This is a genomic window from Aliivibrio sp. EL58 (genome assembly GCF_900312675.1).
GTDB lineage: Bacteria > Pseudomonadota > Gammaproteobacteria > Enterobacterales > Vibrionaceae > Aliivibrio.
Genome location: NZ_OMPC01000001.1, coordinates 827,469 through 852,088 on the forward strand (window position 1 = coordinate 827,469; position 24,620 = coordinate 852,088).

General features: G+C 35.5%; 25 protein-coding genes. 17 read left to right on the forward strand and 8 right to left on the reverse strand.

Annotation, left to right across the window (positions count from 1 at the left end; translation table 11 throughout):
• The first annotated feature begins 723 nt into the window (after window positions 1–723).
• Window positions 724–894: a hypothetical protein gene (locus ED622_RS19925; protein WP_162922438.1), complete on the forward strand. Its 171-nt coding sequence runs from the start codon at window positions 724–726 to the stop codon at window positions 892–894.
• 107 nt (window positions 895–1,001) lie between these two features.
• Here the strand turns inward: ED622_RS19925 and ED622_RS03580 are convergent, their stop codons facing one another.
• From ED622_RS03580 to ED622_RS03590, 3 genes are read right to left on the reverse strand one after another with little or no spacing between them, the layout of a single operon-like run.
• Window positions 1,002–2,126, reverse strand: coding sequence for a M20 family metallopeptidase (locus tag ED622_RS03580; RefSeq protein ID WP_122032570.1), 1,125 nt, complete (start codon window positions 2,124–2,126; stop codon window positions 1,002–1,004).
• A 9-nt stretch (window positions 2,127–2,135) separates the two neighbouring features.
• Window positions 2,136–2,603 (reverse strand): YjiG family protein, encoded by a 468-nt coding sequence (locus tag ED622_RS03585; RefSeq protein ID WP_045104213.1) that lies wholly within the window; start codon window positions 2,601–2,603, stop codon window positions 2,136–2,138.
• Entirely contained in the window at window positions 2,603–3,340 is a 738-nt protein-coding gene (locus tag ED622_RS03590; RefSeq protein ID WP_122032571.1) for a nucleoside recognition domain-containing protein, read from the reverse strand. Before ED622_RS03590 ends, ED622_RS03585 begins: the two co-directional genes overlap by 1 nt.
• 317 nt (window positions 3,341–3,657) lie before the next feature.
• Here ED622_RS03590 and ED622_RS03595 point away from each other — a divergent pair, with 317 nt between their 5' ends.
• Window positions 3,658–3,852 carry a hypothetical protein gene (locus ED622_RS03595; RefSeq protein WP_122032572.1) on the forward strand — a complete coding sequence of 65 codons (195 nt, stop codon included), beginning with the start codon at window positions 3,658–3,660 and terminating at the stop codon, window positions 3,850–3,852.
• Between the two features lie 178 nt (window positions 3,853–4,030).
• A complete protein-coding gene (locus ED622_RS03600; protein ID WP_122032842.1) occupies window positions 4,031–4,831 on the forward strand; it encodes a mechanosensitive ion channel family protein in 801 nt (266 codons plus the stop codon).
• A gap of 91 nt (window positions 4,832–4,922) precedes the next feature.
• Here the strand turns inward: ED622_RS03600 and ED622_RS03605 are convergent, their stop codons facing one another.
• A complete protein-coding gene (locus ED622_RS03605) occupies window positions 4,923–5,666 on the reverse strand; it encodes a LuxR family transcriptional regulator (protein WP_122032573.1) in 744 nt (247 codons plus the stop codon).
• Between the two features lie 241 nt (window positions 5,667–5,907).
• Between ED622_RS03605 and ED622_RS03610 the strand changes: the two genes are divergently transcribed.
• The 7 genes from ED622_RS03610 (at window position 5,908) to fre (ending at window position 13,009) form a co-directional block, all read left to right on the forward strand.
• The gene (locus ED622_RS03610; protein ID WP_122032574.1) at window positions 5,908–6,489 is read left to right on the forward strand and encodes an acyl-homoserine-lactone synthase; all 582 of its coding nucleotides are present in this window, start codon (window positions 5,908–5,910) and stop codon (window positions 6,487–6,489) included.
• 82 nt (window positions 6,490–6,571) lie between these two features.
• Complete coding sequence (locus ED622_RS03615) at window positions 6,572–8,008, forward strand: acyl-CoA reductase (protein WP_122032575.1); 1,437 nt, start codon at window positions 6,572–6,574, stop codon at window positions 8,006–8,008.
• A 15-nt stretch (window positions 8,009–8,023) separates the two neighbouring features.
• On the forward strand, window positions 8,024–8,947 hold the full coding sequence (locus ED622_RS03620) for an acyl transferase (RefSeq protein WP_122032576.1): 924 nt from the start codon (window positions 8,024–8,026) through the stop codon (window positions 8,945–8,947).
• Between the two features lie 41 nt (window positions 8,948–8,988).
• The gene (locus tag ED622_RS03625; RefSeq protein WP_122032577.1) at window positions 8,989–10,053 is read left to right on the forward strand and encodes an alkanal monooxygenase; all 1,065 of its coding nucleotides are present in this window, start codon (window positions 8,989–8,991) and stop codon (window positions 10,051–10,053) included.
• A gap of 35 nt (window positions 10,054–10,088) precedes the next feature.
• A complete protein-coding gene (locus ED622_RS03630; RefSeq protein ID WP_122032578.1) occupies window positions 10,089–11,069 on the forward strand; it encodes an alkanal monooxygenase in 981 nt (326 codons plus the stop codon).
• An 83-nt stretch (window positions 11,070–11,152) separates the two neighbouring features.
• Entirely contained in the window at window positions 11,153–12,295 is a 1,143-nt protein-coding gene (locus ED622_RS03635) for a long-chain fatty acid--CoA ligase (protein WP_122032579.1), read from the forward strand.
• Window positions 12,296–12,298: 3 nt separating this feature from the next.
• Complete coding sequence (fre, locus tag ED622_RS03640; RefSeq protein ID WP_122032580.1) at window positions 12,299–13,009, forward strand: NAD(P)H-flavin reductase; 711 nt, start codon at window positions 12,299–12,301, stop codon at window positions 13,007–13,009.
• Window positions 13,010–13,077: 68 nt separating this feature from the next.
• On the opposite strand, the gene ED622_RS03645 is transcribed toward fre, so the two are convergent.
• Window positions 13,078–13,521 carry a dCMP deaminase family protein gene (locus ED622_RS03645; protein ID WP_122032581.1) on the reverse strand — a complete coding sequence of 148 codons (444 nt, stop codon included), beginning with the start codon at window positions 13,519–13,521 and terminating at the stop codon, window positions 13,078–13,080.
• 205 nt (window positions 13,522–13,726) lie between these two features.
• Here ED622_RS03645 and ED622_RS03650 point away from each other — a divergent pair, with 205 nt between their 5' ends.
• From ED622_RS03650 to ED622_RS03675, 6 genes are all read left to right on the forward strand, one after another.
• Window positions 13,727–15,097, forward strand: coding sequence for an MATE family efflux transporter (locus ED622_RS03650; protein WP_122032582.1), 1,371 nt, complete (start codon window positions 13,727–13,729; stop codon window positions 15,095–15,097).
• A 110-nt stretch (window positions 15,098–15,207) separates the two neighbouring features.
• Window positions 15,208–15,759: a sugar O-acetyltransferase gene (locus tag ED622_RS03655; RefSeq protein ID WP_122032583.1), complete on the forward strand. Its 552-nt coding sequence runs from the start codon at window positions 15,208–15,210 to the stop codon at window positions 15,757–15,759.
• A gap of 191 nt (window positions 15,760–15,950) precedes the next feature.
• The gene (locus ED622_RS03660; RefSeq protein ID WP_122032584.1) at window positions 15,951–17,231 is read left to right on the forward strand and encodes a hemolysin family protein; all 1,281 of its coding nucleotides are present in this window, start codon (window positions 15,951–15,953) and stop codon (window positions 17,229–17,231) included.
• Between the two features lie 217 nt (window positions 17,232–17,448).
• Window positions 17,449–18,780 (forward strand): GGDEF domain-containing protein, encoded by a 1,332-nt coding sequence (locus tag ED622_RS03665; protein WP_162922439.1) that lies wholly within the window; start codon window positions 17,449–17,451, stop codon window positions 18,778–18,780.
• Window positions 18,770–20,095 carry a GGDEF domain-containing protein gene (locus ED622_RS03670; RefSeq protein WP_254052579.1) on the forward strand — a complete coding sequence of 442 codons (1,326 nt, stop codon included), beginning with the start codon at window positions 18,770–18,772 and terminating at the stop codon, window positions 20,093–20,095. The genes ED622_RS03665 and ED622_RS03670 overlap by 11 nt, the downstream gene beginning before the upstream one ends.
• Window positions 20,096–21,529 carry an EAL domain-containing protein gene (locus tag ED622_RS03675; RefSeq protein WP_122032585.1) on the forward strand — a complete coding sequence of 478 codons (1,434 nt, stop codon included), beginning with the start codon at window positions 20,096–20,098 and terminating at the stop codon, window positions 21,527–21,529.
• A gap of 51 nt (window positions 21,530–21,580) precedes the next feature.
• Here the strand turns inward: ED622_RS03675 and ED622_RS03680 are convergent, their stop codons facing one another.
• Together ED622_RS03680 and ED622_RS03685 are read right to left on the reverse strand one after the other, a co-directional pair.
• Window positions 21,581–22,453 (reverse strand): hypothetical protein, encoded by an 873-nt coding sequence (locus tag ED622_RS03680; protein WP_122032586.1) that lies wholly within the window; start codon window positions 22,451–22,453, stop codon window positions 21,581–21,583.
• Window positions 22,453–23,169, reverse strand: coding sequence for an ABC transporter ATP-binding protein (locus ED622_RS03685; protein ID WP_122032587.1), 717 nt, complete (start codon window positions 23,167–23,169; stop codon window positions 22,453–22,455). Before ED622_RS03685 ends, ED622_RS03680 begins: the two co-directional genes overlap by 1 nt.
• A gap of 181 nt (window positions 23,170–23,350) precedes the next feature.
• Here ED622_RS03685 and ED622_RS03690 point away from each other — a divergent pair, with 181 nt between their 5' ends.
• A complete protein-coding gene (locus ED622_RS03690) occupies window positions 23,351–23,617 on the forward strand; it encodes a hypothetical protein (protein WP_162922440.1) in 267 nt (88 codons plus the stop codon).
• Window positions 23,618–23,665: 48 nt separating this feature from the next.
• Here the strand turns inward: ED622_RS03690 and ED622_RS03695 are convergent, their stop codons facing one another.
• On the reverse strand, window positions 23,666–24,556 hold the full coding sequence (locus ED622_RS03695; protein WP_122032589.1) for a DMT family transporter: 891 nt from the start codon (window positions 24,554–24,556) through the stop codon (window positions 23,666–23,668).
• Window positions 24,557–24,620: the final 64 nt, after the last annotated feature.

A 24,620-nucleotide genomic window follows, 5' to 3' on the forward strand; every position in this document is an offset into this window, starting at 1 on the left:
ACTTACACGATTAGGTTATCCAAAACTTAGGTTTGCTACTGCATTTATTGGTGTACCTGCCCATGAGATCTCACATGCCATTGCATGTTTGATATTCGGGCATAAAATCAATGAAATTAAGCTATTACAGTTTAATGGTACACCTACACTGGGTTATGTTAACCATAGTTACTCTAAAAGGAATGTTTATCATAGAATAGGCAATTTATTTATTGGGCTAGCACCGATATATATAGGCTTAATATTGTGCGTTTTATTTACTAAATTGCTATTTTCAGAAATAGATTTCGCCTCATTCAACAGACCTATTTATAATGATTTACTGGAAATCACAAGGTTTACAGACATCGTAGGGTTATTCATCAGTAATCTGTTTTCTAGTATAGATTTACACGTAATATTATTCACAGAAAGTAATGTCAAATATTTTATTTGGTTGTTTGTTATATCATCTATTATTACACACATAATACCTTCTTCATCAGATTTTGAAGGTGTTAAAGATGGACTAATATTTTTAATATTACTCGTTTCATTATTATTATTTACTTTTGGTGTCTCAGTAATAAGTTCAATGTTATTACCCGTAATTTTGAATTTGGTTTCAGTTCTATTATCGTTTTATATAGTGATTATTCTTACAAGTATCATTTTGATTTGTACTGCTAAATTATTTAACTCAATTTTATAGAGCTTTTTAAATTATTAATTAGAGGTTTTTTCATGTTTAAAATTTTTGCACTTATATTTATCTGTGTCGGTATTTACCTTGGAATGAACTATTCAGATGAAATTGAAAGTATTATGGATACTGATGTTTTTGAACAAGTTCAAGACAAGGTAGAAAATAGCAAAGACCTAGTTATTGATAAGCTTGAAGAAGCTAAGAATTAATTAAATAACACGGTTTTTCAGTAGATTAGTGGCGTTCCCAACGAACATAAAAAACAGCGAGCACTTAGGCTCGCTGTTTTTATTTTTAACCCTGAATAAGTAGAGATCTACTTCGCCAGTTTAGTCAGTACACTCATTAACAACTTGATACGTGGTTCGATTGATTCAAGTAGCAAGTACTCATCGGCACTGTGGAAGCCTGCACCGATTGGACCTAAACCATCTAATGTTGGAACACCTAAGATTGCGGTGTTGTTAGCATCAGAGCCGCCGCCTACTTCTTTCCAGTTGATATCAATGTTTAGCTCTTGAGCTGATTCTTCAATCATAGCCATTAATGATTCTGTTAAATCAGATGGCACCATTGATGGTTTGTACGCTTCACGCTCTAGAGTGATAGTGACACCGTCAACAAATGGCGTTTCAATCATGCCGTTTAGCGTAGTATCTACTTGATCGTATTCTGAGTTATCCCAGAAACGAACATCCACAATCGCCGTTGCTAAATCAGGAACGATGTTTGCGCCAGCACCACCAGAAACTACACCAACATTTAATGTCGTGCCTGATTCAAAGTCAGTCATCGCATTCGCCGCTAAGATCCAGTTGGCCATTTCAGTGATAGCACTGCGACCATTTTCTGGTTCGTTACCAGCATGAGCTGCTTTACCATTGAAGGTCATTTTATAGCGAGCCATGCCTTTACGAGCTTTAACTAAGCCACCATCCGCACGAGCTGCTTCTGCGACTAATACGTTTTTCGCTTTCTTAGCTGTTTCTTGGATCCAATCAACTGAATCTAAAGAACCCGTCTCTTCATCTGGGTTCATGCAGACACAAATAGACAGTTTATCTAATACCGCTTGGTCTAGGTTACGCAGTGCATACACCACGTTTAATAGACCCGATTTCATATCAGAAACACCAGGGCCATACGCTTTTTCAGCATCCATAGACATTGGGCGCTCTGCCGCAGTACCTACAGGGAAAACCGTATCCATGTGACCAATCATCATTACATCAATATGTTCAGCATCTGGTTTGTTACGAACTTCAAGACCAACGCCTGCTTTACCACAATCAATGCGCTTAACAGACCAGCCGTTCATTGCTTCGTATTTTGCAGCCATATGATTCGCAATTACTTCGATGCCTTCAACGGTATACGTACCGCAATCCACATCAATCAGTGGGCGTAGCTCTTCTAGATAATCGTTTAGAGAAAAATTCATCTTGAGTCCTTATAGAATCATGTTCATAACAAACATAGCACCGAATGCGTTCAATACTGAAATTGCAATCATTACTGGAATATAGCGGCCTTCAGTACCTATAGGACCCATGATGCGGCCCATATACTGTACTTGCGAGCCCATTAGGTAAATCGCAGGTGCAAGAATGGCAATGTGGTTACCATCTAAAATACCTTGGTCAAACAATGTGATAACTACACCAACCGCGCCACCCATTGACATCCATGCGCCAATTAATACTGCAGCAGCTTCACCCGGTAAACCAAAGACAGCCATGATAGGAGAGAACAGAGTTCCCATTAGTTCAAGAGCACCAGTGATCTGAAGTGCTTTAATGATAACAAACGCCATTAGTACGTTAGGAACCGTTGAAGTGGTTGCAATAACCCAGCCTTTTTTAGCGCCTTCAACGAAGATGTCAGTCACCATTGGTTTTTTCGCTTTAACGTCGCTCATTATGCAGTCTCCTCAGTCATTTTCTTGTCTTGCTTATCGCTGTCTTGGCCTTCTTTACCTTCCGTAATGTTTAGGTAAATACGGAATAAGTTTGCACCAACAAATTTGAAAGCAAACATCACAACAACCGCTAGGCCGATAGAAGAAGGAACCGCCAAAGAACCATCAGGATTTGTTAACGTAAATAGCACCGCCCCAGACGAGAAGAAGTTTACAATTGCTGCACCAGCAGTGAATTGGAACATAGTGAAGATGTCGGTTTCGCGTTTAGTTAAATGTTTTTCGTCTTTTAATTGACGAGTCATCGCCGCACCCGCATCGGTACTTTGTAATGAGGCGATTAAAGCCAAACCAGAGTTACCAGGAATACCCATTAAAGGACGTAGAAGAGGAGTAAGCAGTTTACGAGCTGCGTTAAGTGCGCCGTAATGCTCAAGAACATTGATCATACCTAATGCAAACATCACGGTAGGGATAAGAGTTAATGCAAAGATGAAACCGTCACGAGCACCACTACCGCCTTTACCGCGTAGTGAAGTTGTTGCTGCTTGAACACCATCCGCTGTTTCAGAAACAGAATAAGCGACTTGTCCAAAAGAGCCATTTAGCGTGGTGAAATCGAGAACACCATACCATTCGTTAGATTGCATTAAGCCAGAAAAGAACACAACAGCGAAGGCGAGAGCCACGTAGCTGCCAATACCGACTTTAGAATCTTTGTCAGTCGATTGAGTCATAATTACCTCGTTTAAAAGTTAAGATTAGAAATTGTAAGTGGTTAACTATTTAGTGGTATTGTGCGTTAATCTGGCTTATGGGATTTGATACGTATCAATAACTATTTCTAAAAGTAATATTCTATATATGAAGATTATTATTTTGTGATCTATCTGAAATTGTAGAGTTTTATGTTGATTTGTTGTTTAATTTTGTCTTTTGTTATTTTTAATAGAGGATTATATATTGAGTCTTTTTATATCAAGATAGGCTTGTTCATCTTCCATTCAGAAATGAGGTGATAGAGTGAGACTTCATTTATAGAGAGAGTAAAAATATGAAACAGTTATTTGCAACGATAGTCGCTTTGTTTGTTGGTTTTTTTGTTCTTGTTTCAAGCTTATTTTTTGCGATTGGATTGAGTATTGTTGGCTTTATTATGTCAAAAACACAGAGCAAGAGAATGAGTACTAAAGAAGACAGAGAAGCGAGAATTATTGAAGGTGAATACTCTGACGTGACGAATTATTAATCAATTGAGAGCCATTGATTAGTATAAAGTGAATCAAGTTCGAGGAAATGGGGCGATAGGGATGAAATTATTGCTTACCTATGGGATATTTACCGTTGATTTTAGAAAGCAGCGGTAAATAGAAGAGGTGAGTGTGGATAGACTGTTATTAGTCATAGATTTTTTATTAACACATAAAATGATTTTTAGTGTGTTGATTATTAGCTTTATCTTTTTATTGCGTCATTATGCGGTCAAGAGGATTAGAGGGGATATTCCTTTTTTAACCGAAGATCAGCGAAAATGGATCTCCCGTACCAAAAACGGCTCATTCACCTTCATTGTTATTATTCTATTTATTCTTTGGCAATCAGAGATTAATGAATTTGCTTTATCTGTTACAGCGATCGCAGTGGCATTAGTAGTGGCCTCTAAAGAGATTATTCTTTGTTTTACTGGTTCAATTCAACGTGCGAGTTCACGTTCTTTTCGTATCGGTGATTGGATAGAAGTTGGTTCCTTGTGTGGTGAAGTGATTGAGCACAATATGATGGCAACTGTGATTCAAGAGATTGACTTGCATCATGGACAGTACGACTACACCGGAAAAACAGCAACCTTACCTAATAGTATGTTCTTCACATACCCAGTCAAAAACCTTAACTTCATGAAGCGCTATGTTTATCATAACTTTTCTATTTGTGTAAAAGAGTTTGTAAACTTGTATCCAGTGCTTCCTGACTTATTACATAAAATTGATGTGCATTGTGAAGATTTTATTGATGTCGCTAGACGCTATAATAGTGTGATAGAAAAACATGCAGGGGTTGATTTACCAGGCTCTGAGCCTCATATCCACATCACGACAACGTCACTTGGGGATCAAAAAGTTCACTACATGATTTTTTGCCCAACAGAAAAAGCATCTCATTTGGAGCAACTTATTCGCCAAGATTTTATGGTGATGTATGAAGAGAAGTTTCCTCAGAAAGAGGGTTAAGTAACGTTTTTGTATTAGAGACAGGATTGAATTTTTATGTGAGCGCGATTTATTTAAGTCGCGCTCATTTTTTATCCGTGTATAAAAGTGATTAATATGAAGGATTGATAGCGCCAGTTAAGATGGCCTTTGAGACGCTTTGACAACGATTGTTCGTACCTAACTTCGTTTGTGAATTGGTGAGATGAAATGTAACTGTGCGTTCAGCACAACCTAGAATTTTAGATATTTCCCATGAGCTTTTCCCTTCACAAGCCCATGATAAGCATTCTTTCTCTCGCTTTGTTAAGTAGGTGCTTGATGTTGGTTTATTTTGATTAATTCTATGATAGCTGTCTAGCAAGGCTGGAATAATAGGAGGGATATTCATGCAAGCATTAGAATAGATATAATCTATATTCTTTTCTTTGTTTGAGTGAGCAAAGCTTATCATTCCAAACCCCCCATTTATGGTATGAATAGGAAAACTAAATCCTGAATGTAATCCTGAGATCTTCGCTTCTTTAATTACATTAGGTTTGCTTTTTTTTTGTGTTTTTTGATCAAAGAGATTCCAAGATATTGGTGAGTGATTAGAGAAGCAATAATCGACAATTGGGTCATACTTTATTAAGTTTTCTTCATCATAATAGTCGCGCCATTGTTTTGGGTAATTGTCTAATATTAATACATCTGATTTGATCATCGACTTTGGGTTTATAATTGCGAAAAGATAATATTCGCAATGGATCATATCTGTAAGTTTTTCTAAATTATTATCTATATCCTGATATTTTTTAGATGTTTGAATACTATTAACTAATTCAAGTGTTGAATCTATATTCTCAATGTTCATTTGTTAATCCCCTAGTTAGTCTGATTAAAGTTTAATATTTGTTACTTTTATAATTATATTTTTGCGTGTTATATATCATTAAAACAGGTGTTTAGTGAAAAATGTTTACTATAAACATAGCTTACATCACACAATGGTATAAGTAAGTTTAAATGTAGGTTTAATGTTAATCACCTGTAGAGTTGTACAGGTTTACGGATGAGATTTGATTGTTATAGTGACCAAAACGAAGGAGTATATGATGGCTATAATGATTAAAAATGCAGAATTTACTACAATCTCAAAAGGTGAGTATTTAGGGATATTAAGTCTTCGATATCAGGTTTTTAAGAAAAGATTACAATGGGATTTAGCATCTGAAAATGATTTAGAATCTGATCAGTATGACAATGACTCAGCAGAATATATTTATGCGTGTGATGACAGCCGAAATGTAAATGGATGTTGGAGGTTATTGCCGACTACTGGTGATTATATGTTAAAAAGCATATTTTCTGAATTACTCGGCCATCATAAGGCACCCAGTGACCCTCAAGTGGTGGAATTAAGTCGTTTTGCGGTAGGAAAACGTACTTCAAAAATGAATGAATCTGTTAGTGAAATAACTATGAAGTTATTTGAAGCAATATATTTTCATGCAATTAAAAATGACATAAAAGAATACGTAACAGTTACATCTATTGCGATTGAACGACTTTTAAAACGTATGAATATTCCTTGTGAACGAATTGGAGACCAAAAGGTTCATTTATTAGGTGAAACCAAATCTATTGTATTATCAATGCCTATTAATAATATGTTTAAAGAAGCAATAGCAAGTTGATATATCTGTATTAAGAATGCAATGACCTGACGATATATTAACATCGTTAGTTGGCTATTTAATGATTGTGTATAGGATTATAATGAAAAAAAATATCCCAATGATAATCTCTGGAATAATAAAAGAGAGTGAAAATACATACGCTAGGGAGGTGTTATTAAACGATAATACCTTATTTATTACAATTCCAGATGAGGTAAATATAGATCTTGCTATAAATAATAACGTAAAGAATAAATTGACATTAAATCAGACCGTTAATTTTTTATATACTGTTGGACAGCGTTGGAAAAGTGAAGAATACACACGTCGCCGAGCTTATATTCGGGATTTAGAAAAATATCTTGGCTATTCGAGCGAAATGGCAAAGTTAGAAGCAAATTGGATTGCGATGCTATTGTGCTCAAAAAGTGCACTGTATGATATTGTAAAAAACGATTTAGGTTCACAGTATATTACTGATGAATGGCTACCTCAGGGAGATTGCTATGTAAAAGCGTTGCCTAAAGGTAAGTCTGTTCATTTACTCGCGGGTAATGTCCCCTTATCGGGCGTTACTTCTATTCTCCGAGCTATTTTAACTAAAAATCAATGCATCATTAAAACCCCAGCAGCAGACCCATTTACTGCAAATGCCTTAGTTTCTAGTTTTATTGATGTTAATGCTGAACACCCAATCACAAGGTCTATGTCGGTCATGTATTGGTCGTATCATGAAGACATGAGCTTACCGCAAAGGATAATGGATAGTGCAGATGTTGTGGTTGCGTGGGGAGGTGAAGAGGCAATTAAGTGGGCGGTTAACCATACACCTCCTCATGTGAACATTTTAAAATTTGGTCCTAAGAAAAGCCTAACTATTGTTGATAATCCAGAAGATCTTATCGAATCGGCGACTGGCGTTGCGCATGATATTTGTTTCTATGATCAACAAGCGTGCTTTTCAACTCAAAATATTTACTACATTGGCGGTAGGTTAAACGAGTTCATTAATGAGCTTGAGAAACAACTAATGCTATATGCTCGAATTTTACCGAAAGGCGACCAAAGCTTCGATGAAAAAGCGGCATTCAGTTTAACAGAAAAAGAATGTTTGTTTTCCGGTTACCAAGTAAGAAAAGGAGAAAATCAGAGTTGGCTACTAATAGAATCACCATTAAATAGTTTTAATAATCAGCCACTGTCTCGCTCTGTTTATATCCACCAAATTTATAATATTGCAGACGTATACCCATTTATTAATAAAAATACGACTCAAACTGTTTCTATTACGCCATGGGATTCTTCATTTAAATATAGAGATCAACTGGCTGAATGTGGGGCGGAACGAATTGTTGAATCGGGTATGAATAATATATTTCGTGTTGGAGGTTCTCATGATGGCATGCGACCACTTCAGCACCTCGTTAATTACATTTCACAAGAAAGACCCTCTACTTATACCACTAAGGATGTTGCAGTAGAGATAGAACAAACCCGTTATTTAGAAGAAGACAAGTTTCTTGTTTTTGTTCCATAACCAAAAGGATATTACATGGAAAATACAGACACGTTCTCAACCATTGATCATGTTATTACTCTTGTAAATGGTCAAACCATTAGGGTTTGGGAAACGTTGCCCAAAGAAAATACAAAGATAAAAAATAACACGATCCTCATTGCTTCTGGTTTTGCTCGACGAATGGATCATTTTGCTGGTCTTGCAGAATACCTATCAAGTAATGGATTCCATGTCATTCGTTATGATTCTCTTCATCATGTAGGTTTAAGCAGTGGTGATATTAATGAATTCTCCATGACGATCGGAAAGAATAGTTTATTGACGGTTATTGATTGGCTTAATGAACGCGGTATTAATAACTTGGGGCTTATTGCCGCCAGTTTATCTGCTCGAATTGCTTATGAGATAGCGAATGAAATAGACATTTCTTTCTTAGTGACTGCGGTTGGTGTTGTTAACTTGCGGGATACATTGGAACGAGCATTAAAGTATGATTATCTTCAATTAGCGATTCATGATTTACCCGAAGATTTAGATTTTGAGGGACATAATTTAGGTTCAGAGACTTTTGTTACCGATTGCTTTAAGCATGAGTGGGACACGTTACATTCGACAATTAATAAGATGAAAAACAGCGATGTTCCATTTATTGCATTTACGGCTAACGATGATAATTGGGTTAAACAAGATGAGGTTATTACATTAATTAATACGCTTGATCCTAAAAAGTGCAAACTGTATTCATTAATTGGTAGCTCACATGATTTAGGGGAAAACCTTGTTGTTTTAAGAAATTTTTATCAATCAGTAACGAAAGCCGCAATGGCTTTAGATAAAGGATCTTTAGATTTAGAGTTCAAAATCATCGAACCAAAATTTCAAGAGGTGACGAGTGTGACAGTAAAAGAACGTCGATTAAAAAGCCAAATTGAAAATGAATCTTTCATATTGGCCTAGTTCGATAGCGTAAACGACATATCACAATAAAGGAAGATATTATGAAGTTCGGAAATATTTGTTTTTCATACCAACCACCTGATGAAAGTCATAAACAAGTAATGGACCGCTTTGTTCGGCTTGGCGTTGCATCTGAAGAACTGGGTTTTGATACTTATTGGACTCTTGAACACCATTTCACAGAATTTGGCCTTACAGGGAGTCTTTTTGTGTCAGCCGCGAATATACTGGGACGAACCAAAACTCTGAAAGTAGGAACAATGGGAGTGGTTATTCCAACTGCTCATCCAGTTCGTCAGGCAGAAGATGTTTTGTTATTAGACCAACTGTCGAAAGGGCGTTTCAACTTTGGTGTTGTGAGAGGGTTGTATCATAAAGACTTCCGAGTGTTTGGGGCTAATATGGAAGAGTCTCGTGAAATAACACAAGATTTTCATAAGATGATTACTAATAGCTTTAAAACTGGAACCATTAGCACTGATGGTAAACATATTGATTTCCCTAGTGTTGAGATTTATCCAACGACATATTCAAAAGAAATAGCAACGTGCATGACTGCAGAATCAGCTAGCACAACAGAATGGTTGGCGAGCCAAGGGCTTCCTATGGTTCTAAGTTGGATTATCGGAACGAATGAGAAGAAGGCACAAATGGAACTCTATAATGAGATCGCGACAGAGTATGGTCACGATATTACCAAGATTGATCATTCATTAACCTACATTTGTTCTGTGGATTACGATAGAGAAAAAGCGCGCGAAATTTGTCGAAAATTCCTAGTAAATTGGTATGAGTCTTATGTTAATGCCACAAATATCTTCAGTGATAGTAATCAGACTCGTGGTTATGATTACCATAAAGGACAGTGGCGAGATTTCGTTTTACAAGGTCACACAAATACAAATCGACGTGTTGATTACAGCCATAATCTCAATCCGGTAGGAACGCCTGAAGATTGTATCGATATCATTCAGCGTGACATTGATGCTACAGGTATCACTAATATTACGTGTGGTTTTGAAGCTAACGGTACTGAAGATGAAATAATAGCATCCATGGAGCTTTTCATGACAGAAGTCGCCCCTTTCTTAAAAGACCCTAAGTGATTATAAATACATTTTAATAGCGTAAGGAATACATTATGAAATTTGGATTATTTTTCCTCAACTTTCAAGTTGATGGATCTACCTCCGAAGAAACGCTCGATAATATGATAAATACGGTAACGCTCATTGATTCTGAAAAATACCATTTTGACACCGTTTTTGTTCATGAGCATCATTTTTCGAAAAATGGCATTATAGGCGCTCCAATTACCGCGGCTGGATTTTTACTTGGGTTAACAGATAAGTTGCACATTGGTTCATTAAATCAGGTGATAACAACCCATCATCCTGTTCGTATTGCTGAAGAAGTCAGTTTATTGGATCAAGTATCTGAAGGGCGTTTTATACTTGGTTTTAGTGATAGCGAAAATGACTTTGAAATGATATTTTTTAAACGTAATACCCTGTCTCAACACACACAATTTGAAGCTTGCTACGCCATTATTAATGAGGCATTAACTACAGGTTATTGTCACCCTCAAAATGATTTTTATGATTTTCCTAGAGTGTCAATTAACCCTCATTGTTATAGTGAAAATGGCCCTAAACAATACGTTGTTGCAAGCAGTGATGAAGTAGTCGCTTGGGCTGCGAGAAAGGGGTTACCGTTAACCTTTAAATGGGATGACGATCTTAATATGAAAGAAGAGTACGCCTTACTTTATAATAAAATAGCGACACAATATTGCGTTGATACTTCAAAAATAGATCACCAATTAACCGTTATTGTTAATCTAAATGCTGATGGTGACATAGCTCGTGAAGAGGTTAGGCAATATTTAGAAAGTTATATTATAGAAACTTGGCCAAATATCGACCCAGCAGAAAAAATGAATAGGATCATTCAAGAGAATGCAGTGGGAACGGATAGTGATTATTATGAATCGACTAAATTAGCGATTGAAAAAACCGGCGCCTCGACTGTTCTTTTATCTTTTGAATCAATGAGAGATCAAAATAACATTGAGAATGTTATTAATATGGTCAATCAGAAAATTCATCAGAATCTTACTTAATCATGATTAAATAATGGCAGATTTCTTCTGCCATTATCTATATCTTATAATGCTAATTATTACTTTAATAATTTGGAGTATATATGAGTATTCAGGTATCTGTTGAGAAGCATGAAATTATAGCAAGCTCAGAAATTGATGATCTTATTTTTATGAGTTCTCCGCAAGAATGGACATTTGAAGAGCAACAAAGAATACAAGATAAACTAGTGAGAGAAGCGTTTCACTTTCACTATAATCGAAATGAAACTTACCGAAATTATTGTGTCACTCAACACGTTAGTGAAAACATTCACACACTTGACGATATTCCTGTATTTCCAACCTCTGTTTTTAAGCAATTGAAAGTCCATACTGCAAGTGAAGCCGAAATAGAAAATTGGTATACCAGCAGCGGAACCAGTGGAGTCAAAAGTTATATTGGACGTGATCGTCTCAGTATTGAACGTTTATTAGGATCTGTAAATTTTGGAATGAAATATGTGGGAGATTGGTTTGATCACCAAATGGAGTTAGTCAATCTTGGGCCAGATCGATTTAATACCAATAATGTATGGTTTAAATATGTCATGAGCTTAGTTGAATTACTGTACCCGACAGAGTTCACTGTTAATGATGATGAGATTGATTTTGAAAGTACGATTGATCACCTATTTCGTATTTATTATTCTAAAAAGGACATGTGTTTAATCGGCCCTCCTTATTTTGTTTATCTGTTATGCCAATACATGAAAGAGCATGAAATTCAATTAAAAGCGGGAGATCGCTTGCATGTCATTACTGGAGGTGGCTGGAAATCAAATCAAAGTGAATCGTTAAATCGCAATGAGTTTAATGACATGGTGATGGATACTTTTCACTTATCTAATATCAATCAAATTCGTGACACTTTTAATCAAGTTGAATTAAATACCTGTTTTTTTGAAGACAAGCAGCAACGAAAGCATGTACCTCCATGGGTATACGCACGTGCATTAGATCCAGAAACCTTACAACCTGTTGATGAGGGGGAATTAGGCTTATTAAGCTATATGGATGCATCTGCAACAGGTTATCCCGCGTTTATTGTCACGGATGATATTGGCACGGTTCATCATGTAAAAGCGCCTGATGCTTATCCAGGTACGACGGTGAATATTGTTCGACGGTTAAATACCCGAGCACAAAAAGGCTGTGCACTTTCTATGGCAAACATAATGCAAGAAAGAATCGACAATCAGGAGTAGCGTATGCGAGTTAAATGTAAGGTTTTAAAAATAGAGGCGGCTAAAAATCATATTTATAGAGTCTATATTACGTCAAGTGAATCTATTGTGTTTAAAGCGGGGCAATATATCTTTGCCTATTTAGAAGACAACAAAAAACAGCCTTTTTCAATTGCGAGTTGCCCTACTGAGACAGGTGCAATTGAATTGCATATCGGCAGTTCTGACAAAGACAGTTCATTAGAGGCGATGGAGTATTTTGTGGATGCTTTACTTAAAAATTCTACGATTGAAATTGATGCTCCTCATGGTGATGCTTGGTTGCGTGAAGACAGTCGAAAACCTTTATTATTAATCGCTGGTGGGACAGGATTATCTTATATCAACAGCATTCTTAAAAATTGTTTAAATCGACGATTTACTCAGCCGATTTATGTGTATTGGGGAGTAAAGAACAGTGAATTTTTATATATAGATGAAGAACTGAAACTGTTATCAATAAAATACACCAATTTATCTTATGTACCTGTTGTTATTGATGACGATTCAAATTTATGGTCAGGAAAGCGGGGAACGGTGCTTGATGCCATTATGGAAGATTTTATAGATCTTACCTTATTTGATATTTATGTGTGCGGACCACCAATGATGGCAAAAGCAGTAAAAGAACAATTAGTGGCAAAAAAGAAGGCGCAACAAGAACGAATGTATGCAGATGCTTTTGCTTATTTGTAATAATGTTGTGGTATTTATTATTTAATACCACAACATCAATAGCCGGATTAATATTATTCATTATCCGGTTATTTTAATGTATCCAAAGGCAACCACGTCACCTCAACACCTGCTTGAGCAAACATATCTTGGCTGATCTGGATCTTCTCACCCCAACGAGATAAGAAATCTTCGGTCTGCTCAGGGCAATATACTTTTGAAATATCGGTTTGAATGATCTTCGCCGCACAGTTAGGGCAAGGAAAATGAGTAACCCAAATATCACAGCCTTCTAAATCTCGCTTAGCAAATAAAATTGCGTTTTCTTCGGCGTGAAGTGTTTTTAAGTATTTAAGTTCACGATCATCGGTATCTGCGCTGTCGGATACCCCATGTGGATAGCCATTAAACCCAACTGATACAATACGGTTGTGTTTGGTTATGACGGCACCAACTTGTGTTGATGGGTCTTTACTCCACGAACCGACTAATTCAGCCATTTGGAAAAATCGTTTTGCCCATTTAGAAACCATAATTCTGCCCTTTGTTACTGAATATATCGAATAATTATATCTATTTCATAAGCTTATAACACAATTTGTGAGTGTCAATAAGCGCAAAGCAATAATCCGTTCTAATAACCACTCATCTATCTTAAAATCGGATGGATACTAACTTTTTCAATCATTATTTCTGCCATATACTCGCCGCAATTCTTTGTTGTTACCGAGGTAAATTATGACAACATTTCATGCAGAGTCATCCATCACACGTACTTTTTGGCGTTATGCCATCCCTTCTATTGCAGCAATGGTGGTGAGTGGTCTGTATCAAATTATCGATGGGGTCTTTGTTGGCCATTATATTGGCTTTGAAGGTCTTGCGGGTATAAATATGGCATGGCCTGCTATTTGTGTGTTAGGCGCAATAGGCGTAATGATAGGCATGGGCACAGGCAGTGTAATGTCTATTTATCGTGGTGAAAATAAGTTAGAAAAAACTAAAGTCGCGCTTACTACGGGTTTTTGGCTATTAGCTATTTTAAGTGCGATAGCTATCTTCTTTATCGTTTTATTCGCTAAAGATATTTTGTCTGCACAAGGGGCTGAAGGCCAGAACTTTGCTTATGCAATGGATTACATCAATGTACTAATGTTTGGTGGTTTTTTTACTGCCTGTGCAACAGCATTGCCGATGTTAGTCAGAAATGATGAGTCGCCTAATGTAGCCACCTTTTTATTGATGCTTGGTGCTTTAATAAATATCGTATTGGATTATTTGTTTATCGGTGTGATGGGCTTAGGGTTATCAGGTGCAGCGTTAGCGACATTAATTGCTCAGGCATTTGTAACTGTCTTTGGTATTGGTTACTTCTTTACTAAGCGCTCAAGTATTCAGATCACACTAAAAGACATTGTGTTCTCGTTAAATAAAGCTAAGCAGTCTTTAGCTTTGGGTTCGTCAGCACTAGTGATGTATTTATATGGTAGCTTTGTTGTGGCAATGCATAATGCGTTAATGATGCATTATGGCTCGGCAACGACAGTGGGGGCTTATGCCATTGTAGGTTACCTATTTATGTTGTATTACCTTCTAGCGCAGGGCATTGCGGAAGGCGCACAACCACCAATTAGTTACTATTATGGCGCGAAAGAAAATAAGAAAGTGTACCAAATCTTTAAACTGGCGCTTAAATGGGTAACTATTACCGGTATAGCTTGGGTTGCTATTTTAAATATTTCACCAGAGCTAACGACAGCCCTGTTTACTAACGGTGATCAGTCATTAATTGCTGAAACGATTGTTGGTATCCGCTATCACCTGTTTGCTATGTTCTTAGACGGTATTATTGTACTTGTTACTATCTACTTCTTATCGGTGAATGAAGGCAAAAAAGCGATGGTGATCTCAATGAGTAATATCATTATTCAACTGCCTTTCTTGCTGATACTTCCAAAATGGTTTGGCATTGATGGGGTATGGCTAGCGATGCCTATCTCTAATATTGCCCTGATTATCTGTATTACACCAATGGTATGGAAGCATTTGAAAGCTCAGAAATTGATTAAACCATTACCGATTGCATCGACATCAGTAATGAGTCATTAAGCCTCGCTAAAATAGGAAGTTTTTTAGACGAAGATTTACTCTTTTTTTATAAATTCAATCGAATAGACTTTACTTGGTCTATTCGATTTTTGTTTTTTAGGGAGACGGTGATGACAGAATTTGAAAAAATGAAAAGTGGGCAAGAATTTAATGGCGCCGATCCTGAGATCGATACTATTCGTAATCAAACACAACAATACCTTAAAAAATTTAATCAGAGTGTTGAAACAGAAGAAAAGTTAACCATTTTACCCAGTGTATTTAGCGCATTTGGAAACAGTTTTATTCAGGCGCCTTTCTTTTGTGAATTTGGTAAAACGATTTCTATTGGTAATGAAACCTTCATTAATATGAACGTGACCATGCTTGATGGTGCTGAAATTACCATTGGCAATCATGTATTAATTGGCCCAAATGCTCAGTTTTACACGGCTTCACATTCATTGGATTATAAAAGTCGTCGTCGCTGGGAAACTTTCTGTAAGCCTATTGTCGTTGAAGATGATGTGTGGATAGGAGGAAGTGTAGTCATTAATCAAGGCGTAACTATTGGTGCTCGTTCTGTTATTGCAGCAAACTCTGTCGTAAATCATGATGTGCCAACTGATTGTTTATATGGTGGAAGTCCTGCTAAATTTATTAAAAAACTAGACCAAAAATAGCGATTAATATATAAAATAATGAACTATTAGCGACAAATTATTTCAGCTTATTTCTATATGTATATATTAAGCTTCTTGTTTAAAAATAGTTCAATATAATGATTGACCTTCTTGTAAATCAGGCATATAAGTGTAGAAAATTTCAGCATACTTTATGTTGATTTTCATTATTTATTAATTCGAGGTTTACATTGGATATTGCCATTTTACTTTTTTTAATTGTGATTAATGGTGTGTTTGCTATGTCTGAAATTGCATTGATGACAGCAAAAAAGAGTCGATTACAAAAACTAGCAGCAGAAGGAAGTTCATCTGCGGCTAAAGCAATAAAACTGGCTGAAGAGCCGACACAGTTTTTATCTACTGTACAGATAGGCATTACCGTTATTGGTATTCTTAATGGTATTTTAGGCGAAGCTGCACTTGCAGGACCAATATCAGAGTTGGTCATATCGTTAGGTGTCCCTGTAACGATAGCGCCGACCATATCAACTATCTCTACAGTTGTTGTTATTACCTACGTTTCTATTGTTGTTGGTGAATTAGTACCAAAACGTATAGCACAGTTCCATGCTGAGCGTATATCTACACTTATTGCACCATTAATTAGTGTGCTAGCGTCTATTTCTAGACCTTTTGTTTTCTTACTCTCGATCTCTACGGATGCTTTGCTGCGTTTGCTTGGGCGTTCAAATCAAGATGGAGCTTCTATTACGGAAGATGATATTCATGCTCTGTTACATGAAGGCTCAGAGCAGGGTGTTATTGAGAAAAAAGAACACACAATGGTGCGTAATATTTTTCAGTTAGATGACCGAAAAGTCGCATCCTTAATGACACCAAGAAGTGAGCTTGTTTATTTTGATACTGAACAATCATGGGATGAAAACTTACCTAAATTATTACGTTCAGATTATTCAATTTACCCTGTGACTCGTGGTGGAATGGATAATGTACTTGGGTTTACAACTGCTCGATTTTTATTGAAAGCAGCACATCAAGAGCATAGAACTAAATGGTTAATGCGTAATTTATTGCCGTGTTTAACGATTTTAGAAAATAAGTTTGGTAGTGAACTGCTTGAGTTGTTGAAAACGACTGGTGATGAAATCGTGCTGGTTGTTGATGAATACGGTGACGCTCAAGGTATTGTGACTCAAAAAGATTTACTTGAGGCACTAGCGGGTGAATTTAAATCTGAAAACCCAAATGATTCATGGGCGGAAAAAGTATCTGAAACGGAATGGTTACTAGATGGTTCTATCCCCACAACGGTGTTAAAAGATACCTTAAGTTTAGATTCTTTACCTGAAGAGAAAGAAGCAGATTATCAAACGCTAACAGGAATGTTTATGTGGTTAACAACGAATGTTCCTATGGTAGGTGATTCTGTTCAGTATCAAGATTGGAACTTTGAAGTACTTTCAATAGATAATAATAGAGCAAGTAAAGTACGAGTTACTCAGATTTAAGAAATAGAATAAAACCAGTAGCAATAGAATCACTACGATAATTATATCGTAGTGATTCTTTGATCGTGCTGTCGACTAAAGATTTTTTTAAACAAAAATAAAGGACATATTGAAAGCGATGAGGGATCTTATTAATGCTTTCATTTGTAGTGCATCACACTGTTTTAGTAAGAGTGCATTTTAGTCATATATGATTAGTGATAAATAATTAAGCGCTATGAATAATATAAAAAGATTATGGTTTTTTAAACCTTGTTTGTTTTTTGTGTTGTTTTCTGGAATATACTCATCATTGTTTTATTATAATGTATTATCGATTCCAATTTTAGAAAAGAAAATTAATATAAAATATCAAGAGATTGTGGATATAACAAAACGATTTCATGGTTATTACATTAACTCTAATACAGTAGAGCTTGAAGAGGGGATCCACAATTTTAATAATGTTGGTATTATTGTTAATAAAACAGGACCCGTCAAAGTATTATCACCAGCGATAAACTTACTTTCGCAAAGTCTTTTAAAGGCGATAGATAAAAAATATATATGGACTATTGCAGTTATTGAAAAGTTGCATGGCGAGAATACAGGTAATTCCTATTTCTTACCTTTAAGAGATATCTATATAAAATTTAATGATAAAACACTGCATGACTCATTAATGTTAGATCGAATTGTTAAATTAGAAGGTTTAGATAAAACGTATAAAGGCTTTCATAATTATGATATAAGAATCACAGAGGTGTATACAGAAGATTCATCGAATGAAAGAATACATTCTGTTATATATCCTATTTATTTAAAATCAAAATTAGTGTCAGTTATCATTGTTGATATTAAAGAAGGTTGGAATGATTCATTAGTTAGTGACCTGAGTAATAAAAGATGGATATTTATTACTAGAAATAAAGGTTTTGACTGGGCTACATTTAATATAAAAGTCCCATATACATTAAATGCGCCATCATTAATGGTTAGTATTGATATATTTAAATTGTTAAGTGTTAGTTTTTATTTATCTTCTGCAATTTATTTATTTTCGATATTCTTGTATTGCTTTTATCTAAAAATTAACAATATTCGATGCAATGATCGGATGACTGGTTTTTTTCGTCGAGATTTTATTGAAAGTAAACTGAAGCGGGTTGAAGGCGCTTCCTTTCTTATTATTGATATAGACCATTTTAAGCAAGTAAATGATAACTATGGTCATGATGTTGGTGACAAAGTTATCAAAGTGGTAACCCAACGTATAAAAGAGAGTATTAGAGAAGATGACATTGCGATCCGCTGGGGTGGTGAAGAGTTTGTTATTGTTTTCTATCATATGAGGCATGATTTCTTTCATCAAAAAGCAGAAATGATTCGAGCAAGAATAGAAAGAGAGAGGATAGAAAATATGCATATTACCATTTCTATTGGGGGCTCTAAACAGCAACACTCTGAATTGGCTTTTGATGCAATAAAAAGGGCAGATATAGCTCTTTATCAATCAAAAAATACGGGGCGTAACCGCGTGACTTTAGATAAGAATGAAGATGATGCGTGAAATAATTAGTATTAATAATGCGTATTTGAAGACATTCTCATTCTTGTTCCTATTGTCTTTTTATATGCTATATCAATATAACAAGTTAGAAGCTAATTCATTTAGAATGGAGTTTCATGAAAAAATAACAAAGTTATATGATACTGTTAGAAAGATTACGCCTTTTTATTTAAATACAACAACAGTAGTTCTTAGTAAGGGAACTCATGAACGTGATGATGTTTCTATTATGGTTGATGAGGATAGCAAGGTCAAAAATTTGTCTTGCGGTATTAATTTATTAGAAGACGAGTTGAAGATTTATATAAATGATGATTATTGGAGTCTAGCTATTCTAGAGAAGTTAGAATCTAATGTTAATATCGGTCATTTTAAACCATTACATGAAGTGCATGAGAAATTGAACTCTAAGGAAGCATCAGGTTCCAGTTGGATTGATCGGATTGTAGATAACGAAAAAATGTCAAAAAGTTATCAAGCATTTGCTCAATGTGATCTTAAATTAACAGAGCCTTATGTAGAACCGCTTACAGGTAAAAATGTTAGAAGTATATTCTATCCAATTTATGAAAATAAACAGTTAAGAGCTATGTTTATTTTAGATATGAAAGTAAGTGTATTTTCAAATTGGTTGAATGATTTCAATAAAAAGAGATATAGCTTTCTGAATTACGGTGGTGATCATACATTATCCTTATCAAGTGGTTTAATTGAGATCCCTTGTACACCGGTAAGTAAAAAACTAAATCTATCTATAAATATGGTTGATTTGTTTATGCTAAGTTCAGGCATTGCATTGATGATGACATTTCTATTGTTTTCAATTAATAGGTCACTATATCGGTTTCTTTCATATTGTCGATTAGATCATATGACTGGCTTATATCGTCGTGATTTTTATGAATTAAAACTAAACTTAACGTTTGGGAGAGCTGTTATCGTGATTGATATCGATGAATTTAAACGTATTAATGATCAGTATGGGCACCAGAAAGGTGATGTAGTGATAAAAGAAGTGTGTCATCGAATAAAACAGCATATGAGAAGAGATGATATGGCCATTCGATGGGGTGGTGAAGAATTTATTATCGTTCTTAATCATATATCGGATAGTGAGTTACTAAAACGATCTGAGGCTATTCGAAGAGCAATCTGCGCAGAGCCTATAGCGGAGATCTGTGTGTCAGTTTCTATTGGTGCAACAACGGGTAAAAAAATGTCTTTTAAAAAAGCATTTAAACTGGCAGATACTGCATTATATCAATCAAAAAACTCTGGTAGAAACAGAGTTACTGTATTAGAAGACGTAATCTAAATGAAATTTATTGTTAATAAATATATAGTTGGCGTTGTTATCCTATTTATTTTGTTTGAGTATGCTATCTGTACCGATTATCAACGCTATGTTGAATCAAATATCCAGAAAACGGTTAAAAATATAGAATTGAAATTTGATAAAGTGGCAGTGTTAGTCGATGAGTTCACTTACCTAAAAGGCAAAACTTGCCAAGAGATGATGTTACCATTGCAAAAACAGGTAGCAGACTCTCCATCTATCAATAGTATCTCAGTGATCCAAGATGGCCAGTATTTTTGTAGCTCGATTGTTGGTAGCAACATATCGAAAAAAAGCATACCTGAAAAAGAGATATACATAAAAGAAAAGAACCTATTAACGGGTAAGCCAAGCATTTCATACTATCACCGTTATGATGATAGTAATGGTATTCAATTTTTCATGAAAGAAATACCAATGGAGTTAGAGGATTCTCGACTTGGCCAGATGTCACTATCAAACTCACAATATGTGATATCGAAAGGAAATCAATTTAGTATCCATATTCTAAACGGTGAGAAAATATATTCATCAGATAAGTATGATTTTCATTTGTTACTTAAATACGATAGATGGAGTTCAATTAAAGCTTATATTGTTGATAATCGAATCCTTATTGTCATCTTGCTGTTAATGTCGATATTGTTACGTGTTTTACCAAGCACAAGTACGCGATTAAATTTTGATTTTTATAAACTAAGAAAAGCAATTAGAAAAAATCAAATAACACCGTATGTTCAGCCAATAGTTAATGAGAAAGAAAAAATCATTGGGGGGGAAGTATTGGCTCGCTGGATTAAGCCGTGTGGTACCATCATTTCACCTCTGGATTTTATCCCTCAAATGGAAAAATTTGGATTGATTGGTGCAATGACAAAATCGATATTGTGCCAACTTAATGATGGTTATAAAGATTTGAACGGTACTGATTTAAAAATAAGCGTGAACCTGACGGAAAGTTGTCTTTATGATGATGAAATTTATACATTATGTGAGCAGTTATCTAAAAAACTTACGTTAGTATTAGAATTTACAGAATCAACTGAGTTTGAAAATAGAGAAAAAATAACAAGTTATATGCAAAAATTTCGAGCGATTGGAGTGAAGTTTGCTTTGGATGATTACGGTACTGGTTATTCTTCTTTGCGGTATCTAAATTATTATCAGTTTGATTTTATTAAGATTGATAAATCATTTATTGATGACATTGAAACTAATTCACAGTCACTTAAGATACTGGAAAATATTATTTTACTGGCAAACAATCTAGATATTAAATTGATTGCAGAAGGGGTAGAAAATAAGAATCAACAAGAGATGCTGAATGAGTTACAGATCTCATCGCATCAAGGCTTCTTGTACTTTAAGCCAATGTCACTTAAAGATTTTAATATAGTAGTTAAAGATAAGTAGTAACTAACAAGAGTAAGGGAGAGGTCAGTTTATGCGCCTCTCCCTTTTTATTTACTTATTAAACAACCAACGTGGGTTTAGTGATTGCCAAGAGATCTCTGTGGTTCGATACAAAGAGATACTAACGAACAATGAAATAGCGCCAAGTAAACTATACAAGCTTAAGAATCCAATCCCAGCTTGTGAAAAACTCATCAAAGGATTTGAAGAGAGCAAGATCGTTGTTGGGATCTTATACATATGAGTTAGAAATACGGCAATACCATCCCAGTTTAGCACCCAAGTTGAAAGCAGTTTCAGTGCATAACCACCTAATAGTAAGATGATTAAAGGGGAATTACTGACTTGAGATATAGCTAAAACTAATCCTGCAATAGGTAACATAACCACGCTAACCAGCAGCATTCTTCCCATAAACTGCAGCCAATTGGTAATTACTGACATAAACGAGGTGTGTTCATGAAGCATCACTAATACAGTGTCGCTTGATAGGCTCATTATCCAGAAAAATAGATTGGCGATAAGTACTAATGCAGAAAAAATCAATGGAATTACAATTAAACCAAAAGCCAGTTTTACCACGTGTGTATATTGGCTGGATACTGGCATGCTGCGCCAAAATGCAGAGCTGCCTTCATTACGCTCTTTACGTAATGTTTTTGAAAGGTAAGTCGTTGTTAGAGCTAATGATAAAATACCAACGATAAAGCTTAATGCGAGTTGTAGATCGTTTGAAAACTCAGAGCTAAACGGAGTGAAGTTACCTTGAGTCTCGACGGAAATAAATAAATTATCTTGTAGGCTAGTGTTCATCATTAAGCTAATAAAAAGTACCGCACCGCAAAGAAGAATAAACAGAGGGACACGAGTAATCGTTTTGTGTTCAATAAGCTCTTTTTCAAGCATATATAATGATGGACGCATTAAATAGATTCCTTTTGAAGAGCAATAAAGAGTTCAGCTAATGTACCTTGAGGTATGTTATCCATAGTATCTTTCTTCACACATTTACCTTGTTTTAAGATCAATACATCCGTCAATAGATGCTCAATTTCAGCCACTTCATGGCTTGCAATAATTAAACAGCGCTCTCCTGCATTAAACCAAGTTGTTAAGTGCTGATAAAACGTGTCGCGATATAATAAATCTAACCCTAAGGTTGGTTCATCTAAAATCAGAACTTTAGTATCGGTTGCTATGACTATCGCTAAATGGACTTGTACCTTCATGCCTTTTGATAGTGAGCTTATCTTGCTATTTAATTTGATATTGGTATTACTCAATACAGAAGTCGCTTTATTAATATCAAAGCTTGGGTGTATTCCTGAGGTATATTTTAAAAGTTGTTTCACACTCATCCATTCAGGTAACACATTCACATCAGAAATGTACGCTAAATGCTGCATTAATTTGGCGTGCTGATCGATAGGATGCAGACCATTAATACTGATCTCACCATCATAACGATGGGTTCCCAATAAGGCATTAATTAGTGTCGATTTTCCCGCGCCGTTGTGCCCAAGCAAACCGAGAACTTGCCCTGCTTTTAAATCAAAACTGATATCGCTTAATGCTTGTTGATTTTTATTAGAGTCTGAATAGTGTTTTGAGACATTTCTTACATGGACAAGAGAAGTCATCCTATACCTTATCGATTATAAATTGCATATTGTATGTTGAGTAGCAATATCACGATAAGTTCATTAAAGAAAGAATAATCATTAATTGTGCATTTTAAAATAAATTTAAGTTTAGATGCTAAATGAATACCCCCCTCTAATTGGTAAGCTAAAGGCGACTTTAAAATTAGAGGCCCTACATGTGAGTAAGAAAGGTTTGAGAATAAAAAGATTTGAACAGCGGTTACAAAAAACTCATGAAAGGTTTGGCTATATATCTTTAGAAGCTATTGCAAGTAGCTATTTTTTCTATAGAAAAGAGCCTAATGATTTTGAACCAATTAAGTGTGCTGATTTACAACCTTTCACCACTTATACGCAAAATATACCTTTAGATCGTTTAGAACAGATGCGTAAAGCGTTACATAAAGCAAATAAAGTGCAGAAATTAAAGCGTGAAGCTGCTTAAATTCTGCACTTATCACATGAGTGAAAATGAGAGGGTAATCTGGTGAAACTATGTATTAAGTTCTTTAATTAATAATGGTTTAGGCTTTCTTATTACTAAGTAAACCGCAATAGCCGCAAGAGCAAAGCCCAGAGCACCTTGGGTATCAAAGTGTTCACCAAATACTATCCATGCTTGAAATGCAGTCATTGGCGGTATGAGATAAAAAGTAGAAGCCACGCTAGAAGAGTCGCCTTTTTTTATCATATAAAGCAGTAATGAAATAGCAGTAACAGAGACAACCAAAACTAACCATGATAAACCAAAAATAAATTCAGCATTCCATGTCACCACCATGGTTTCATTTAATAAAGCGACAGGTAAAAAGACCAAAGAAGCGGCACTGTATTGCCAAACCATGCTACCGACTAAATCTACGTTCTGGCAGTATCTTTTTTGGTATAAAGTGCCAAAGGTAATGCCAATTAATGCGATAAACGCAAACAAGTATGCGGTGTATTGATTACTGGTGTCCTGCCATTCGATATTACCTTGTAATACTAAGGTTATCCCTATTAAACCAAGCGCTAAGCCTACCCATTGCACAGGTTTTAGGCGTTGGTTGCCAAAGTTAACCAATAATACCGCAGTAAGAATCGGTTGAACCCCGACAAGTAACGCACACAAGCCCGATGACATTCCAAGAGCAATAGCTTGATAAGTCCCTCCTAGATAGAATCCATGAATCAATACACCGGCAATCAAAGAGTGAATTGCATCTTTACCTTTTGGAAGATGAGCTTTGAATATAAATAACAATAAAATAAAAACGACAATATTCCCAACCATTCTAATCAATAAAAAAGTGGCAGGCTCAGCAAATTGCAATCCATATTGAGCACCGATAAAGCCAGAACTCCATAAAGCGACGAAGATAAAAGGGATGAATTTAGTTAGCATGAGAATTCCTGTGTATTGTTTTATATTGTTGTCTTTCGCGTACTTTAACTAGGTACAGCTATTG